The following is a 15,135-nucleotide window of genomic DNA, read 5'->3' as shown; positions in this document are numbered from 1 at the left end:
GTGGCGGCGGTGTGCAGGTGTACTCATGGTTAATCAACTCTTATGATGGAATGGTGGGGCATTATTATTGCACGAAATTTCTCATGACGACACTATCTAAGGGGTTAAGCATTAATCTACTACAAATGGAGAGGAAGATGAAATCTGTTGCCATTATATTAAGTGGATGCGGCGTATACGATGGAAGTGAAATCCACGAATCCGTTCTGACTATGCTCTCTTTAAGCCGTCTTGGCGCCAAAGTGTCTTTTTTTTCACCTGATGAAATACAACATCATGTAATTAATCACCTTAATGGGGAAGAGAAGCAAGAAAACCGCCACATAATGGAAGAGTCTGCCCGTATAACACGGGGAAATATACAGCCTTTATCCAAAGTTAATATTGATGAACTGGATGCATTAATTATTCCTGGTGGTTTTGGCGCGGCCAAAAATTTATGTAATTTCGCATTCAAAGGAGCAGATTGCGAAATAAATAAGGATTTATTAAGTATAGTGCAAGATATGCACCTGCAAGGTAAACCGATGGGGTTTATCTGTATTGCCCCGGTTATGGTTCCTAAAATATTAGCCAAACCGATAAAAGTCACCATCGGTAATGATCCAGAAACGGTGGCCGAAATAGAGAAAATGGGTGGGGTGCATATTGCCTGTCCAGTTGACGACATTGTCGTTGATTTTGAACACAAAATTGTGACAACACCGGCTTATATGCTGGCAGAATCTTTGGCCGAGGCAGAGAAAGGAATTGATAAATTGGTGAGAAAAATTTTGGAAATGATTGAGTAAGCGGATGAGAAATCCTTTTTCAATCGTGTGGCGCTGGCTGAAAAGAATTGTCGTGTCGATCACAGTTTTGTGGTTCATTGCTGTCATTGCCTTTTCATTTTTGCCCGTGCCATTTTCCATGGTGATGATAGAGAGACAAATCAGTGCCTTGGCATCAATTAATTTATCTTACGTTTCTCGTTCCTCATGGGTGGTTCAGAATCAAATTTCACCTTATATGGCGTTAGCCGTCATTGCAGCAGAAGATCAAAAATTCCCACAACATTGGGGATTTGATCTTGATGCTATCGAATCTGCGATGGCGTATAACAAAAAAGATCAGAAGCGAATTCGGGGGGCGTCGACAATTTCCCAGCAGACAACCAAAAATTTATTTCTATGGGAAGGGCGTAGTTGGGTCAGAAAAGGGTTAGAAGCGGGCATGACGGCGGTATTGGAATTACTGTGGTCAAAGAAACGTATTTTGACGGTTTATCTCAATATTGCTGAGTTTGGTAACGGCATTTTTGGCGTTGAGGAGGCCGCCCGGCATTACTTTGGTAAACCTGCCTGTCAGTTGACGGCCTCTGAATCTGCATTACTTGCTGCGGTATTGCCAAACCCTCATCGCTATAAAGTCAATGCGCCTTCCCGATATGTATTGCAACGTCAGCAATGGATTTTGCGGCAAATGCAGTTAATGGGGGGAGTGAATTACTTAAAGCAAAATAACCTGGGATGGGTGTTGAATACCGGGTGTAAAACTGGGCGGCATTAATGCGTGCCGCCTTGAGGGTTGTTTTAGTTGAGATATGTAAATGCGGTTGTCACACGCTTTACACCGCTGGTTTCGCTGGCGATCTTTGCCGCGGCCGCCCCTTCTTGTTGCGTGACGACGCCAAACAAAAAGACCTCACTATTTTCTGTCACCACCTTGATGCTGGATGACTTCACGGCATCACTGGTTAAAATTTTAGAGCGCACTTTGGTTGTCAGCCAGGCATCAGCGGAGATTGTCCCCAAGGTAATGGGATTGCCCTGCCGGATCTCGTTATAGATTACGTTGGTGCCGTCAACCTTTGACGCAATCTGTTTTGCCCGCTCAGCCAGCGCCATATTGGGGCTTTGTCCGGTTAAAAGCACCTTGCCTTGATACACTGTGACCGACACGCGGGCTTGTGCCTTAATTTGTGGATCTCGGATGATGGCATTGCTGACACGGGCTTCCAGCGTGGTATCGTCAACTTGCTGCCCAATCGTTCGCGGATCTGAACCGGCTTTTGTGGCAATCGCAGCGGAACCCACGACGGCGGCACCAATACATCCTTGCAGTAACATTGCACTGAAACATACCAATAAGAGAGAAAATAACCGCATGAGGTTGGCTCCTTATTCATCCTGATGGGGGAATAATGTGTTGTCGATTAAGTCGCACAGGCAATTGATCGTCAACATATGAACTTCTTGTATTCTGACGCTGTGATGTGAAGGAATGCGTATTTCAACATCCTGTGGGCCGAGTAAGCCTGCCAGCTCGCCACCATCGTAGCCCGTCAGTGCGACGATGGTCATATCCCGTGTCACCGCCGCTTCCACCGCTTTGATGATATCCCGACTGTTCCCATGTGTCGAAATGGCAAGCAGAACGTCCCCAGGTTGTCCCAGAGCCCTAACTTGTTTGGCGTAGATTTCATCAGGTTGTTTACTATTGGCGATAGCGGTCATCACCACATTATCAGTATTCAGTGACAGGGCTGGCAGACTTGGCCGATCCGTTTCAAAACGATTAATCATGCTGGCCGTAAAACGCTGTGCAGTGGCGGCAGAACCACCATTACCACAACAAAGAATTTTGTTGCCGTTCAGCAGTGATTGAACCATCATCATCGCGGCGCGTGATATTGCGTCAGGTAATGCTTCTGCTGCTGCGATCTGAGTTTGAATACTTTCTGTAAAACAGACTTTAATTCTATCCAGCACGTTATGACCTATGTATATTGGAATGATTTAGTTAGCGAGAAAAATTGAGAACCTATTGAAATAGGCGCTCGTTCGTGAAGGCATTTTTCAGCCATTCAAATTTCTGTCCTGTTATTGCACAAACATCGAAGCGGCATGATGCCGTGTCCAGAGATTCATTGCGCTGGGACAGCCAGACAGCGGCTGTATACAAGAGCTTTCTGCGCTTACTTTGGGTAATTGTAGCAATAGCGCCACCATATTGTGCATTTTGACGAAAACGAACTTCAACGAATATCCAGGTATATCGATCCCGCATGATGAGATCGATTTCCCCGCCACGAATTTTCACATTCTCAGCAACAAAGACAAGCCCCTGTTGTTGCAAAAAGAGTCTAGCTTGTTGTTCGTAATGGCGTCCTAGCGCATAACGATTGTTCGTCGGTTTTTTCATCCTGAAATGACCACGACACCTTTAATCACAGAGAATTGTTGACTTCATTGGGATTATTTTCCCGAACAGGGTTATTGGTGTTCTCTATATTATGGGTATTTTCTGCGTTATCGATATCTTCTGTGCTATTGTTTTTTTCGCTGTTATGGTTTTTTTCAAGGGTTATGCGGCCATGATTGAATTGCATCCAAGGCAACTGACGCAAGATGGTGCAGTTATCTGTCATGGACAGCTCTCCCGAAGCACCATTCAGGCTAAATCCCTTTTCTTGCTGCATCTGAGTAAATTGATTGGCCAGTGACCATGCATCAATTCCCATGGCATAGAGACGCATCAGGGAGTAATCATGGGTGAATTTTTTGGCGGCTTGCTGCATTAAGGGCACATTGACACCTGTCAGCAATGGGATATCACTAAACTCCATTCCATCCATCTCCAGACGAAAATCAGGGCCTGAACCGGCTTGATTACTGCGCGAACTGGCATAAAGTGCTGGTTTTTTACGGGAACTGATGGCCATATCGATCATTGGCTTGATGATCGCCAGTTCGTTGGTTGTCGCGACAATATAAACGGCATCAACCGGCTCTGCGGCTGGGCTTGTGGCAATAACCGGCGTACCCGACAAACGAATACCAACACCGCGATTCATGGATTTTCTCATTTCATCCGGCGTGCCAAAAGTTTGTTGCAATACTGTCAGCCCCCCCAATTTTTGCCACTCTTGGGTAAACGCGTTTGCCACTCTGGTGCCTAATTCATTGCGAGGTATCAATATCAAAGGGCTACGCTTTTGCTGTTGCCAGATATGCATGGCCGCGTTTTTGGCCTCATCCTCAGGAGAGAGCGAGAAATAACAGATATTTGGTCGTCTTTGTGGCATATCGAGTTCATTGAGCGCCAGAATATTCAGCGGGGTTTCAATTTGAGCCAACTGTTCCACATTCGGTTTTAGCAATGGCCCAACCACCAGAGTGACACCCTCTTGTTTAGCCTGTTCCAGCAACGCGGTCAGTGGCTGGCTGTTGGTATCATAGACTTTTACAGCCTGGTCATTGACCGGTGCATCATTGATTGCAGAGGCGACGGTTGATGCTTCATCCACAGCGGATGTTGTATCCGTGGTTGCGTCCACTTGCGGTTCAGTTGTCGCAACATCAGCATTCCCCGAATTTGCAGCGCTGATATTTTCAGGGTTGGCGTCAACAGCTTCACTGGGTGCGCTAACATTCGCGGGTAATGATGATTCTGGCGACGATGGTTTTGGCAACGATGGTTTTGGTAATCCTTTTTGGGCATCAAGGAAGCCTTGGCGAATGGCGTCACCAAACATTTTTGCCTGGCCGCTCAAAGGCAGAAATAACCCGATTGTGGCATGGCCTTCTCTGGTTTCTTGTTGCAGGGCCGTGGGCAGAGTGCGTGCAGCCGGGTTGTCTGGGTAACGGATTTGCCAATCGCGGATAGCAAGACGCAGTTTGTCGAGATCCTGTTTATTGGTCTGATAGGTATTGAGTAAATCAAGCCAGCCTTGCAACGTATACTCATCGGCATTAATCACCAATTCACTCATTTGCTGAGGAGAGAGTTGCGTCAGCAGTTGCCAGGTTTCATCGATGTTTTTTTGGCGGGCAGCGTCATCGGTGGCGTAGGAACCCAATGCAATATAAGCACGGATAACATCCAACGAAGGTTGATTGTGTGCTGCGTCAATAATGGCTTGATAGCGGTTAATCTCTGCGCTGATCTTATCCTGAGGCTTAGAAGTTGGTTGCCCTTGCTGCCTGGGCATGGTACACCCTGCAATAATCATAGCTGACAGCAGTGCTGTATAGATTAAACCAGTTTTGAAACGCACAAAAATTGAGGGAAGCATACTGTATCCAGTGATGTTTTTTTCAAAGATGCTCAATTTTAAATCGGTCATTCGGATGAAACAATGAATCAAACCAATCGAGCAGTGGTTACGACGTCCACGCTGTATGTTGTGCCAACCCCTATTGGAAATCTGGGGGATATGACTCAGCGTGCTCTTGAAGTTCTTAAACATGTTGATCTGATTGCCGCCGAAGATACGCGACATACTGGCTTGTTGCTTCAACATTTTGCCATTAATGCGCGCATGTTCGCACTTCACGATCATAATGAACAGCAGAAAGCAGATCAATTGCTTACGAAACTTGAACAAGGGGCGAGTATCGCATTGGTATCCGATGCCGGCACGCCTTTGATTAACGATCCGGGTTATCACTTAGTTCGCCGTTGCCGTGAAGCCGGTATCAAGGTGGTTCCACTGCCTGGCCCTTGTGCGGCAATTACCGCGTTGTCTGCTGCCGGTTTGCCTTCAGATCGCTTTTGTTATGAAGGCTTCTTGCCCGCGAAAAGTAAGGGACGTCAGGATACCTTGCGTGAGTTAGCACAAGAGACGCGCACACTGATTTTCTACGAATCGACCCATCGTCTGTTGGACAGTTTAGAAGATATGGTGAAAGTGTGGGGAGCCGAACGCTATATCGTACTGGCACGGGAACTGACCAAAACGTGGGAATCGATTCAAGGAATGCCCGCCGGTGAACTTCTGACATGGGTCAGGGAAGATGAAAACCGGCGGCGAGGGGAAATGGTGCTGATTGTGGAAGGGTATCGTAAGCCCGCCGAGGATAGCTTGCCACAGGAAGCCTTACGGACACTGGCATTGCTGCAAAAAGAGTTGCCATTGAAAAAGGCGGCAGCATTAGCGGCAGAGATCCACGGTGTGAAGAAAAATGCCCTGTATCGTTATTCGCTCGATCAAAGCCTTTTACTTGATCAAAGCGATTCATTTGATCAAAACCATTCGTCTGATTAGACCAAACTAAAAGTCTCAGGGGAAATTGAAAAAGGCGCGTGAAAACCCCTATACATTGAATACTAAACCTCTTATAATCCGCGCCGGAGTTGACCAGACAGTCGCTGCTTTACTGCTCTTTCGGGAGAAGTAGAGGGGAGGAAAGTCCGGGCTCCATAGGGCAGGGTGCCAGATAACGTCTGGGAGGCGAAAGCCTACGACTAGTGCAGCAGAGAGCAAACCGCCGATGGCCCAGTTTTGTTTGTAAAAACAAGTCAGGGATCAGGTAAGGGTGAAAGGGTGCGGTAAGAGCGCACCGCGCGGCTGGTAACAGTTCGTGGCACGGTAAACTCCACCCGGAGCAAGACCAAATAGGGGTTCATGTGGTACGGCCCGTACCGAACCCGGGTAGGTTGCTTGAGCCAGTGCGCAAGTGCTGGCCTAGATGAATGGCTGTCCAAGACAGAACCCGGCTTACCGGTCAACTTCACGAATTCGCCCTATAGAGCAGAGGCTTTATAGGGCTTTTTCGTTATGCAGTAGGCACAAAAGGGCTTAGTCAGCCAGATCAATAAACAAACCCCGAAATGGCGTTTCAGCCTGTAATATCAACTCTTGCTCTTCCTGAATAAATACACCATCGCCGCATTGAATCTTTACATCCCCACTCTTGTTACCATTGATCATGACCTGACCGCTGATGGATTGCAGATAGGCATGTTTGCCACGTAAAGATAAAATTTGGCGGTTGTGGGGCGTAAGCACAAGATAGCTTATCCATACCTGCTGGCGCAGGTGCATACTATTATTTTCTGATGTAGGAGAGGCCAATAATGTGAGCGGCATGTCTGGCAACACCTTGTGCTGTAATGGCGGTGTGACCTGCTGAGGACAAGCATTGAGCCAGAGTTGCAGCCGTGTCAGTGGCAGCGTGTCACTGGTATTGTGCTCGCTATAACGAATGCCCTGACGGGCAGAAAATAGCAAACAGTCGCCCTGGCGTGCATGGAAGTTATTGCCTTCACTGTCCCGATATTGGGCTTCCCCTTGCAGGATAATATTCAGGATATCGACAGAAGGGTAATATTTAGGCTGAAACTCGGCTTTTGGCGCCAAAACTTCCTGATTAAGGACACGCAGTGCCCGATAGTTCAAAAATTTTGGGTCAAAATAGTGACCAAATGAAAAAGTATAGCGAGCCTGTAACCAGCCATAATCGGCTTTTCCGCATTGATTTGCTGTTCTCGTTATTATCATGACCGTATCTCTTTAACCCTAGATCGATGACTGTCGATCTTAATTGTCTGGACGTTGAAATGTTAGCCAGTTAATCTGGTGACTATATTCAAAATTCCTGATTGAGAAAAACATGGGCAAAGAACGGGCGCTTACTTTGGAATCCCTGCGGGTTATGGATGCGATAGACCGACGGGGAAGTTTTGCGGCGGCAGCGGACGAGTTGGGGCGGGTTCCTTCTGCATTGAGTTATACCATGCAGAAATTGGAAGAAGAATTGGATGTTGTGCTGTTTGATCGCTCTGGTCATCGCACAAAATTTACCAATGTTGGCCGAATGTTACTGGAGCGGGGGCGATTACTGCTCGAAGCCGCCGATAAATTGACCGCCGATGCAGAAGCGCTGGCTCGTGGTTGGGAAACCCACCTGACAATTGTGTGTGAAGCACTGTGTCCTATCGCATCACTTTTTCCTCTCGTGGATAAACTGGCGGCTAAATCGAACACACAACTTTCGTTAATGACAGAAGTCTTGGCAGGTGCCTGGGAACGTCTGGAAACCGGACATGCTGATATTGTGATTGCACCCGATCTGCATTTCAGGAGTTCAGCCGAAATAAATTCACGGATACTTTATTCCATTAACAATGTCTATGTTGCCAGGGCGGATCATCCTATCCATCATGAACCCGAACCGCTGTCTGATGCCACACGGGTGAAGTATCGCGGGATAGCCGTCGCTGACACAGCAAGGGAGCGTCCGGTATTGACGGTTAAGTTGTTGGATAAACAACCACGCTTAACGGTGAGTTCACTGGAAGATAAACGTCGGGCACTTTTGGCAGGATTGGGCGTGGCAACGATGCCATACCCTATGGTGGAACAAGATATTGCCGAGGGGCACTTGCGGGTCATTGGCTCGGAATACAGCCATGAAACTAACATTATCATGGCATGGCGGCGTGATAGTATGGGCGAAGCCAAGTCCTGGTGCTTACGTGAAATCCCTAAACTGTTTACCAAGCAAAAGCCTGCGTAAGAAACAGTTAAGGCAAGGCCGCTGAAATGATAAAACCCCTTGCTGTGAAAACAGCAAGGGGCGACAAAAAGAAAAGTGATTCCCTATTTTTTCTTCGATTACCAATTTTTCTTCATTGCATGGTCAATACTGAATTTTCCTGGACCCATCATCGCCAGCAGCAGATAGCCCGCGCCAATGGAGAAGTTTTTCAGGAACATGGTCATGTTCATGCCATCTGAAAAATCGCTATGGAACAGGAGTGCGGTCAGGATACAGAAAATAAAGGTAAATACCGCCGTGGTACGGGTTAACAGACCGAGCATCACCGCAAGTCCGCCACCCAGTTCAAGTAAGATAGTCAGTGGCAATAGTATTCCTGGCACCTTCATGGCTTCCATAAATTCCTGTGTTCCTGCATAGGCATCACCTAATTTTCCATACCCTGCGATGATGAAAAGAACGGATATTAAAATACGGGCAACTAATAGGCCACTATCTTCAAATTTTTTCATGATTGTCTCCGGGAATACCGCAACTAGCGATAAATAAACGGTCTGTTTCGATTTCGCTGCCCAACAAATGAACTAAATGGCACGATTTGTTCATCATTATCTGATGGGGGTATTCTAGTGAGAGCTGTTATTGGTTGATAGTAAGGAATATTAACAATTTCATACAGTTTTTTTGAAAGGATTTGTGTGGCATACAGGGAAGGTTTGAATAAGAGATCGATGCGTAATCCGGCAAGGCGACTTATCGTTATGTCTATAGGGAATTAGGGTAACTCATTTTTATAGAGTGTATTCCGTACCATTTTCATGATCCCCAATATGTTGATGATACGGCGTGACCAGCGATAAAACGGCTTGGGATGGCGTAATCCATAAAGCAGGACGAGGCCAGAACCCACAGCGATATAAGGCTTGAAAGCGGAAAGGGCTTGCCAGCCCTTATCATAGGGTTGTATCACTGCAAGCCAGTTCCTGCCATATGCAGCCAGTTGCTGCCGTTGCTGCTGGATCTCTTTTAATAGCTGCTGCTTGCGCCATTTTCGCTGTTGATAGCCTGACTTATTCATGAGGATCATCTTCCAGCCTGTTGCGGTCAATACTCAATTGCTCTCTGGTTGCATTAAGGATGGTCAGTTTTTGCGCCTTTCTTATTGTCCAGATGGCACTCATTACGGCGAGAAGCAGTAGTATTCCGACAGTGATGACCATTGCCGTTATTCGATAGGCCGGATCGATGACCCAGAATACCAGTACCAATAGGCTCATCAGGCCAAAGCCTGCAAATAATAACGTCAGCCCTACCAGTAGTAGCAGTTGTATCAGGGTGGCAATCCCTTCTTCCAACTCAACCGCAACGAGTTGGATACGGGTTTCAACCATATGAACAACCATTGCGGCGACTCGCCGTACCGTATTAAAAAGCCCTTTTCCTGGGCCTTTCGAATGGGAAGATTGAGTCATGTTAGCGCCTTGAAAGCAGAACTCCCAATACAACGCCAATGGCTGCACCTATACCGACACCGATCCACGGATTTTCACGAACATAACTATCCGCATGATCTGCGATTTCTTTGGTTTGACCGACCAGCTTATCGCTGGCTTCACTGAGCGTAGTGCGCGCATTGTTCAGGGTTCTTTCTGCCTTGCTGCGTAGTTTTTCCAGCTCTGCCTTTGGCTTGTCACTGGCGCTGTTGAGAACCTCTTCTAACGTATCTGCAAGGGATTGTAATTCAGCTCGTAGATCGTCAGAGTTTTTCTTTTGTGGCATGGCCTGTCTCCTTAAATATACGATGGATGAATTTCAACCATAGACGCTTTTATCAAGAGATGAAAGTATAAATAGGTGAAAAATTGTCACAATATATTGCAAATGAGTCTTAAATATCGTTCAAGGATGGCTAAATAGAGAGGCTGAACAGACAAGGTAAGATGAACGAGGGGGCGATCCCTGCGGTATATTTCGCTGCCATACCACAGGGAAAAACCAAAGCATTACGATGGCGTTTTGTTAGCATGCTTTTTGCGCCAAATGACAGTCAGGCTTCCAATTAGACCAATGAGCAATAGACCTACAGGTAACAGCACCAGAAAATTCATCAGGTATTCTTCATACTGGCGGAACAGGGGGCTTTTACCAAGGGCATAACCCAATGTTGTTAGGATAACCACCCATATAAAGCCGCTTAGCCAATTGAATAGCTGAAAACGCCCACTTTTGAGTCCCGCCAGACCCGCTAATGTTGGCAACAATGTTCTGACAAAAGCCAGGAAACGGCCGATTAGCAAGGCGGATAAGCCATGACGATGGAATAAGTTATGTGCGCGTTGATGGTAATGGGCAGGAAGGTGTGACAGCCAACCCTGAACGAGTTTTGTATTGCCAAGCCACCTTCCCTGAAGATATCCAATCCAGCAGCCAAGGCTGGCTCCGGCAGTGAGGACGGCTAATGTGACAGGAAAACTCATCGCCTCTTTTGCAATTAAGACACCGACTAATATCAGCAGGCTATCACCGGGTAAAAAAGCCGCGGGCAATACCCCGTTTTCCAGAAACAGGATAGTAAAGAGGATCAGGTAGATTACCCATGCCAACGACGGATTAGCCAGCGTTTCGTAATCTTGGTGCCAAAGTGCATAAATAAGGTCTGTTACAATTTCCATCAAATGTTCCTAAAATACGGATTAAGGATGACATCTTACTTTTATGGGCATTTATGGTTAATTTCTATTGAATGCTTTGTAATCACAAAGTAATTAATCTCAGTTGTCATAAAATGATCTCGAAATCCCTTCAAGATGGCATAAAGATCGACTGGCACACTTTAACAAAATCAGTAGGATCGAGACAGAAAATTTTGCCGATCAATTGAACATTTACCTAAATGTGAAAGTCAATATCATTCAGATATATCCATTGATTAATCGTTCGATGAAGTTTTTCAAAAATCGCATTAATAAGTCATTTATTATATGAACGAGCTAAATTTATCTCTTTTATCAGTTAACTCCGCTATTTCCATTGATTGATAGCAAAAAATAACCTCTCCATACAATCCGTCTGAGAGAAGTCATCTGGATTCATTCCCAAAAGCCAGTTTTTAGTAATTAATTGAATTAATAGGTTAATTTATTATTTTTGGGTGGTGACTATTACCTTATGAATACCCGAGGGTATATTTCGGTGGGAAAATTGCCATTTCGATCACACAAATGTAACTAAATTGTTATCAATTGTTGGGTTGTCTGTATATTGCAACAAATTACACTTTGCTGTCCTCTTAATTTCTTTTATTGGGAAAGCAAATACCAGAAAACATCAGGCTTAAGGCACAAAAAATATCAAATGGGTAGATTATGAAAAAACAACAGATAGGTTTCGTGCAGTATCTTACACAAGGAAGCCTAGTAAAACAAATTCTGATCGGGTTAATATTAGGGATATTACTGGCATGGCTATTACCCTCCGCGGCTAAATCAGTTGAATTTTTGGGGACACTTTTTGTCGGGGCATTGAAAGCGGTAGCGCCTGTTTTGGTGTGGGTATTGGTGATGTCTTCGATAGCAAATCACAAGAAAGGCCAGAAAACCAATATTCGCCCCATTTTAGTCTTGTATCTGATAGGGACATTTTGCGCTGCTGTTGTGGCTGTCATTGGCAGTTTGTTGTTCCCATCAACATTGGCTCTGGTGGTGAATGACGTGCAAGTGTCACCACCGGAAAATATTATTCAAGTGCTGAGGGGGTTACTGCTCAATATTGTTGCAAACCCAATTGATGCAATATTGAAAGGAAATTATGTTGGGATCTTGGCATGGTCAATTAGTTTGGGTATTGCTTTACGCCATGCCAATGAATCGACGAAGGCTGTGATCCAAGACCTGTCCGGGGCGGTGACACAACTCGTCCGTGTTGTTATTCGTCTGGCACCTATCGGTATTTTTGGTCTGGTCTCTTCAACGATTGCGACGACCGGTTTTAAAACCTTGTTCGGTTATGCTCACCTGTTAACGGTGCTCATTGGTTGCATGATTATCGTTGCATTGATTGTCAATCCACTGATTGTCTACTGGAAAATTCGCCGTAATCCTTATCCCCTGGTTTTTGCTTGCTTGCGCGAAAGTGGCGTCACGGCGTTCTTTACCCGTAGTTCAGCGGCCAATATTCCGGTGAACATGGCAATGTGCCGCCGTATGAACCTTGATGAAGATACTTACTCTGTTTCCATTCCCTTGGGAGCAACTATCAATATGGCAGGTGCGGCAGTAACGATTACGGTATTGACGCTAGCTGCGGCAAATACGCTGGGAATGACCGTGGATATTCCTAATGCGATATTGCTGAGTGTTGTTTCTGTCATTGCAGCATGTGGATCATCAGGCGTTGCCGGCGGCTCATTATTGTTGATCCCGCTGGCATGCAGCATGTTTGGTATTTCCAATGAAATTGCCATGCAGGTTGTTGCTGTGGGCTTTATCATTGGCGTATTGCAAGATTCGGCTGAGACAGGTCTGAACTCCTCCACCGATGTGCTGTTTACTGCCGCTGCTTGTCAGGCCGAAGAGGCTCGTACCACGGCTGACAGGCTGGCGTAGCGTTGAGCATGGGTTGGAATGAAGAATAGTTGGAATAAGAACGGTGATAATGCGTTGATCACCGTTCTTGCTTTTAGGGATGGCGCTACTTATCACACCTTAAGCGCCAATCGGGTTCCTTGATCAATTGCCCTGCGCGCATCTAATTCGGCGGCAATATCTGCTCCACCAATAACATGCACATTTTTTCCGATGGCCTGTAACGACTGGTAGAGTGCTTTCAACGGCTCCTGTCCTGCGCAAATAATCACATTATCCACTTCAAGACACTGTTGTTCATCGCCACGACGGATATGCAAGCCTTGATCATCAATCTTCAAATATTGAACGCTGTTTAACATCGTGACGCCCCGCATTAACAGGCTGGTTTTATGTACCCAACCGGTGGTTTTTCCCAGGCCATCCCCGACTTTGGAATCTTTGCGTTGCAGCAGATAAATTTTACGCGGGGAACGCTCAACTTGTGCACCTTCTGGCTGTAATCCTCCCCTGTGCATAACTGTCCGATCAATTCCCCATTCATGGCTAAACGCGTGGCTGCTCAGGCTGGTGCTTTGCCCACTTTGGCTCAGGTATTCAGCGGTATCAAAACCAATGCCTCCGGCGCCGATAATCGCGATACGTTTTCCGACTTGCCGTTTATGTTTCAAGACATCAAGGTAAGTCAGCACTTTTTTATGTTCAATGCCGTCAATATTGGGAATGCGTGGCCTGATCCCGGTTGCAATAACCACTTCATCAAACGAGGAAAGTTGGTCGGCGGTGGCAGTGTGGTTGAGGCGGACTTCAACACCGTTTAGTGCCAATTGGCGTTCAAAATAGCGTAAGGTTTCATGGAATTCTTCTTTACCAGGGATCTGTTTGGCAATATTAAACTGCCCGCCAATTTGGTTTTCCCGTTCAAACAGCGTGACATGGTGTCCCCGGCTGGCTGCCGTGACTGCAAAGGATAGCCCCGCAGGGCCGGCACCGATAACCGCGATAGTTTTGGGCGCCTTTGCAGGGGTAGTAATGAATTCTGTCTCATGGCAGGCGCGAGGATTGACCAGACAAGAGGTCAGCTTGCCGACAAAGATCCTGTCCAGACAGGCTTGGTTACAGCCTATGCAGGTATTGATTTCATCAGCACGATCCTGCTCGGCTTTCAATACAAATTCGGCATCAGCGAGAAACGGCCGCGCCATAGAAACCATATCGGCGCAGCCTTCACTGAGAATTTGTTCGGCAATCTGAGGACTATTGATGCGGTTGGTGGTAATTAAAGGGATACTGACTTTTCCCATTAATTTTTGTGTCACCCAGCTAAATCCACCTCTGGGCACCATCGTGGCAATGGTGGGAATACGCGCTTCATGCCAGCCGATGCCGGTGTTGATGATGGATGCCCCTGCTTTTTCAATCTCCAGTGCCAGTTGTTCTATCTCTTGCCAGTTGGAGCCATCTTCCACTAAATCCAACATGGAAAGGCGGTAGATGATGATAAAACGCTTTCCGGTCATCGCGCGGACAGCCTTGACAATTTCTACGGCAAAGCGCATGCGGTTTGCGAAAGTTCCCCCCCATTCGTCCTGTCGATGATTGGTACGTGTGACCAAAAACTGATTGATGAGATAACCCTCTGAACCCATGATTTCCACCCCATCGTAGCCTGCAAGTTGAGCCAGTTGGGCACAGCGGGCAAAATCCTTGATGGTCTGCTGGATCTCCTCCCCAGACATGGCTTTCGGCATAAAGGGGTTAATGGGGGCTTGAATGGCTGAAGGTGCGACGGCGTTTTTCTGATAGCTGTAGCGTCCGGCATGCAGGATTTGCAAAGCAATCTTTCCTCCAGCCTGATGTACAGCCTGAGTAATGGGCTTGTGGTGGGGGAGGTGCTCTTCACTATTCAGGACGCTCGCCCCTGCTGCAACAACGCCCTGTGGGTTTGGTGCGATACCGCCCGTCACAATCAATGCGACGCCGCCCGCCGCCCGTTCTGCATAAAATTGTGCCAAACGTTGGGCACCGTCAGGATGTTCTTCAAGCCCCGTATGCATTGAACCCATCAATACACGGTTTTTTAGCGTGGTAAAACCCAAATCCAGCGGTGCAAGCAGGTGAGGGTAATTGCTCATTGCATTCTCCATCAAATATTTGGTGGCTCAAGAGATATTGTTATTTTCTGTATGATGCTAAACAGCCAAGTGGTCGGATGAGATGATGATCAAATTTAGACAGTTCCGGCATTATTGGAACCACTTTGTTAATTGATTGTGACAAATATCATA

At 46.5% G+C, this 15,135-nt stretch carries 16 protein-coding genes and 1 other RNA gene; 6 read left to right on the top strand and 11 right to left on the bottom strand.

Annotation, left to right across the window (positions count from 1 at the left end):
* Window positions 1-137: 137 nt before the first annotated feature.
* Together elbB and mtgA are read left to right on the top strand one after the other, a co-directional pair.
* Entirely contained in the window at window positions 138-791 is a 654-nt protein-coding gene (gene elbB / locus Xkoz_RS27230; RefSeq protein WP_099142697.1) for an isoprenoid biosynthesis glyoxalase ElbB, read from the top strand.
* Window positions 792-795: 4 nt separating this feature from the next.
* The gene (gene mtgA, locus Xkoz_RS27225; RefSeq protein WP_099142696.1) at window positions 796-1,548 is read left to right on the top strand and encodes a monofunctional biosynthetic peptidoglycan transglycosylase; all 753 of its coding nucleotides are present in this window, start codon (window positions 796-798) and stop codon (window positions 1,546-1,548) included.
* Between the two features lie 23 nt (window positions 1,549-1,571).
* Here the strand turns inward: mtgA and dolP are convergent, their stop codons facing one another.
* The 4 genes from dolP to Xkoz_RS27205 are packed head-to-tail and all read right to left on the bottom strand — an operon-like array spanning window position 1,572 to window position 5,056.
* A complete protein-coding gene (gene dolP / locus Xkoz_RS27220) occupies window positions 1,572-2,147 on the bottom strand; it encodes a division/outer membrane stress-associated lipid-binding lipoprotein (RefSeq protein ID WP_099142695.1) in 576 nt (191 codons plus the stop codon).
* A 12-nt stretch (window positions 2,148-2,159) separates the two neighbouring features.
* Window positions 2,160-2,750, bottom strand: coding sequence for a DnaA initiator-associating protein DiaA (gene diaA, locus Xkoz_RS27215; protein WP_099142694.1), 591 nt, complete (start codon window positions 2,748-2,750; stop codon window positions 2,160-2,162).
* Window positions 2,751-2,802: 52 nt separating this feature from the next.
* Window positions 2,803-3,183 (bottom strand): YraN family protein, encoded by a 381-nt coding sequence (locus Xkoz_RS27210; protein WP_099142693.1) that lies wholly within the window; start codon window positions 3,181-3,183, stop codon window positions 2,803-2,805.
* 25 nt (window positions 3,184-3,208) lie between these two features.
* Window positions 3,209-5,056, bottom strand: coding sequence for a penicillin-binding protein activator (locus Xkoz_RS27205; RefSeq protein WP_099142753.1), 1,848 nt, complete (start codon window positions 5,054-5,056; stop codon window positions 3,209-3,211).
* Between the two features lie 63 nt (window positions 5,057-5,119).
* On the opposite strand from Xkoz_RS27205, the gene rsmI reads away from it, so the two are divergent.
* Both rsmI and rnpB read left to right on the top strand, forming a co-directional pair.
* Window positions 5,120-6,028, top strand: coding sequence for a 16S rRNA (cytidine(1402)-2'-O)-methyltransferase (rsmI, locus tag Xkoz_RS27200; protein WP_099142692.1), 909 nt, complete (start codon window positions 5,120-5,122; stop codon window positions 6,026-6,028).
* Between the two features lie 85 nt (window positions 6,029-6,113).
* Window positions 6,114-6,500, top strand: an RNA gene (rnpB, locus tag Xkoz_RS27195) — RNase P RNA component class A.
* Between the two features lie 62 nt (window positions 6,501-6,562).
* Here rnpB and Xkoz_RS27190 read toward each other — a convergent pair.
* Window positions 6,563-7,264 carry a pirin family protein gene (locus tag Xkoz_RS27190; protein ID WP_099142691.1) on the bottom strand — a complete coding sequence of 234 codons (702 nt, stop codon included), beginning with the start codon at window positions 7,262-7,264 and terminating at the stop codon, window positions 6,563-6,565.
* A gap of 112 nt (window positions 7,265-7,376) precedes the next feature.
* On the opposite strand from Xkoz_RS27190, the gene Xkoz_RS27185 reads away from it, so the two are divergent.
* Window positions 7,377-8,282 (top strand): LysR family transcriptional regulator, encoded by a 906-nt coding sequence (locus Xkoz_RS27185; protein ID WP_099142690.1) that lies wholly within the window; start codon window positions 7,377-7,379, stop codon window positions 8,280-8,282.
* A 98-nt stretch (window positions 8,283-8,380) separates the two neighbouring features.
* On the opposite strand, the gene Xkoz_RS27180 is transcribed toward Xkoz_RS27185, so the two are convergent.
* From Xkoz_RS27180 to Xkoz_RS27160, 5 genes are all read right to left on the bottom strand, one after another.
* Window positions 8,381-8,776, bottom strand: a complete 396-nt coding sequence (locus Xkoz_RS27180) for a DoxX family protein (RefSeq protein ID WP_099142689.1) — start codon at window positions 8,774-8,776, stop codon at window positions 8,381-8,383.
* Window positions 8,777-9,039: 263 nt separating this feature from the next.
* Window positions 9,040-9,342: a YqjK-like family protein gene (locus tag Xkoz_RS27175; protein ID WP_099142688.1), complete on the bottom strand. Its 303-nt coding sequence runs from the start codon at window positions 9,340-9,342 to the stop codon at window positions 9,040-9,042.
* A complete protein-coding gene (locus Xkoz_RS27170; RefSeq protein WP_099142687.1) occupies window positions 9,335-9,736 on the bottom strand; it encodes a phage holin family protein in 402 nt (133 codons plus the stop codon). The genes Xkoz_RS27175 and Xkoz_RS27170 overlap by 8 nt, the downstream gene beginning before the upstream one ends.
* A gap of 1 nt (window position 9,737) precedes the next feature.
* Window positions 9,738-10,043: an ElaB/YgaM/YqjD family protein gene (locus Xkoz_RS27165; protein ID WP_099142686.1), complete on the bottom strand. Its 306-nt coding sequence runs from the start codon at window positions 10,041-10,043 to the stop codon at window positions 9,738-9,740.
* Window positions 10,044-10,267: 224 nt separating this feature from the next.
* Window positions 10,268-10,936 carry a DedA family protein gene (locus tag Xkoz_RS27160; protein WP_099142685.1) on the bottom strand — a complete coding sequence of 223 codons (669 nt, stop codon included), beginning with the start codon at window positions 10,934-10,936 and terminating at the stop codon, window positions 10,268-10,270.
* A gap of 693 nt (window positions 10,937-11,629) precedes the next feature.
* On the opposite strand from Xkoz_RS27160, the gene sstT reads away from it, so the two are divergent.
* A complete protein-coding gene (sstT, locus tag Xkoz_RS27155) occupies window positions 11,630-12,868 on the top strand; it encodes a serine/threonine transporter SstT (RefSeq protein WP_099142684.1) in 1,239 nt (412 codons plus the stop codon).
* Between the two features lie 92 nt (window positions 12,869-12,960).
* On the opposite strand, the gene Xkoz_RS27150 is transcribed toward sstT, so the two are convergent.
* Entirely contained in the window at window positions 12,961-14,982 is a 2,022-nt protein-coding gene (locus tag Xkoz_RS27150; RefSeq protein WP_099142683.1) for an NADPH-dependent 2,4-dienoyl-CoA reductase, read from the bottom strand.
* Window positions 14,983-15,135 lie beyond the last annotated feature (153 nt).

The organism is Xenorhabdus kozodoii (genome assembly GCF_002632875.1).
GTDB classification, from domain to species: Bacteria; Pseudomonadota; Gammaproteobacteria; order Enterobacterales; family Enterobacteriaceae; genus Xenorhabdus; species Xenorhabdus kozodoii.
This window is presented reverse-complemented; position numbering and strand designations above follow the sequence as displayed.

What these genes read in the sequence shown, in the direction of transcription:
- mtgA (WP_099142696.1), top strand. Translation starts at nt 796, where the DNA reads ATGAGAAATCCTTTTTCAATCGTGTGGCGCTGGCTGAAAAGAATTGTC.
- Xkoz_RS27170 (WP_099142687.1), bottom strand. Translation starts at nt 9,736, where the DNA reads ATGACTCAATCTTCCCATTCGAAAGGCCCAGGAAAAGGGCTTTTTAAT.
- dolP (WP_099142695.1), bottom strand. Translation starts at nt 2,147, where the DNA reads ATGCGGTTATTTTCTCTCTTATTGGTATGTTTCAGTGCAATGTTACTG.
- Xkoz_RS27175 (WP_099142688.1), bottom strand. Translation starts at nt 9,342, where the DNA reads ATGAATAAGTCAGGCTATCAACAGCGAAAATGGCGCAAGCAGCAGCTA.
- Xkoz_RS27210 (WP_099142693.1), bottom strand. Translation starts at nt 3,183, where the DNA reads ATGAAAAAACCGACGAACAATCGTTATGCGCTAGGACGCCATTACGAA.
- rsmI (WP_099142692.1), top strand. Translation starts at nt 5,120, where the DNA reads ATGAATCAAACCAATCGAGCAGTGGTTACGACGTCCACGCTGTATGTT.
- Xkoz_RS27180 (WP_099142689.1), bottom strand. Translation starts at nt 8,776, where the DNA reads ATGAAAAAATTTGAAGATAGTGGCCTATTAGTTGCCCGTATTTTAATA.
- Xkoz_RS27150 (WP_099142683.1), bottom strand. Translation starts at nt 14,982, where the DNA reads ATGAGCAATTACCCTCACCTGCTTGCACCGCTGGATTTGGGTTTTACC.
- Xkoz_RS27205 (WP_099142753.1), bottom strand. Translation starts at nt 5,056, where the DNA reads ATGCTTCCCTCAATTTTTGTGCGTTTCAAAACTGGTTTAATCTATACA.
- Xkoz_RS27160 (WP_099142685.1), bottom strand. Translation starts at nt 10,936, where the DNA reads ATGGAAATTGTAACAGACCTTATTTATGCACTTTGGCACCAAGATTAC.
- Xkoz_RS27190 (WP_099142691.1), bottom strand. Translation starts at nt 7,264, where the DNA reads ATGATAATAACGAGAACAGCAAATCAATGCGGAAAAGCCGATTATGGC.
- Xkoz_RS27185 (WP_099142690.1), top strand. Translation starts at nt 7,377, where the DNA reads ATGGGCAAAGAACGGGCGCTTACTTTGGAATCCCTGCGGGTTATGGAT.
- elbB (WP_099142697.1), top strand. Translation starts at nt 138, where the DNA reads ATGAAATCTGTTGCCATTATATTAAGTGGATGCGGCGTATACGATGGA.
- sstT (WP_099142684.1), top strand. Translation starts at nt 11,630, where the DNA reads ATGAAAAAACAACAGATAGGTTTCGTGCAGTATCTTACACAAGGAAGC.
- Xkoz_RS27165 (WP_099142686.1), bottom strand. Translation starts at nt 10,043, where the DNA reads ATGCCACAAAAGAAAAACTCTGACGATCTACGAGCTGAATTACAATCC.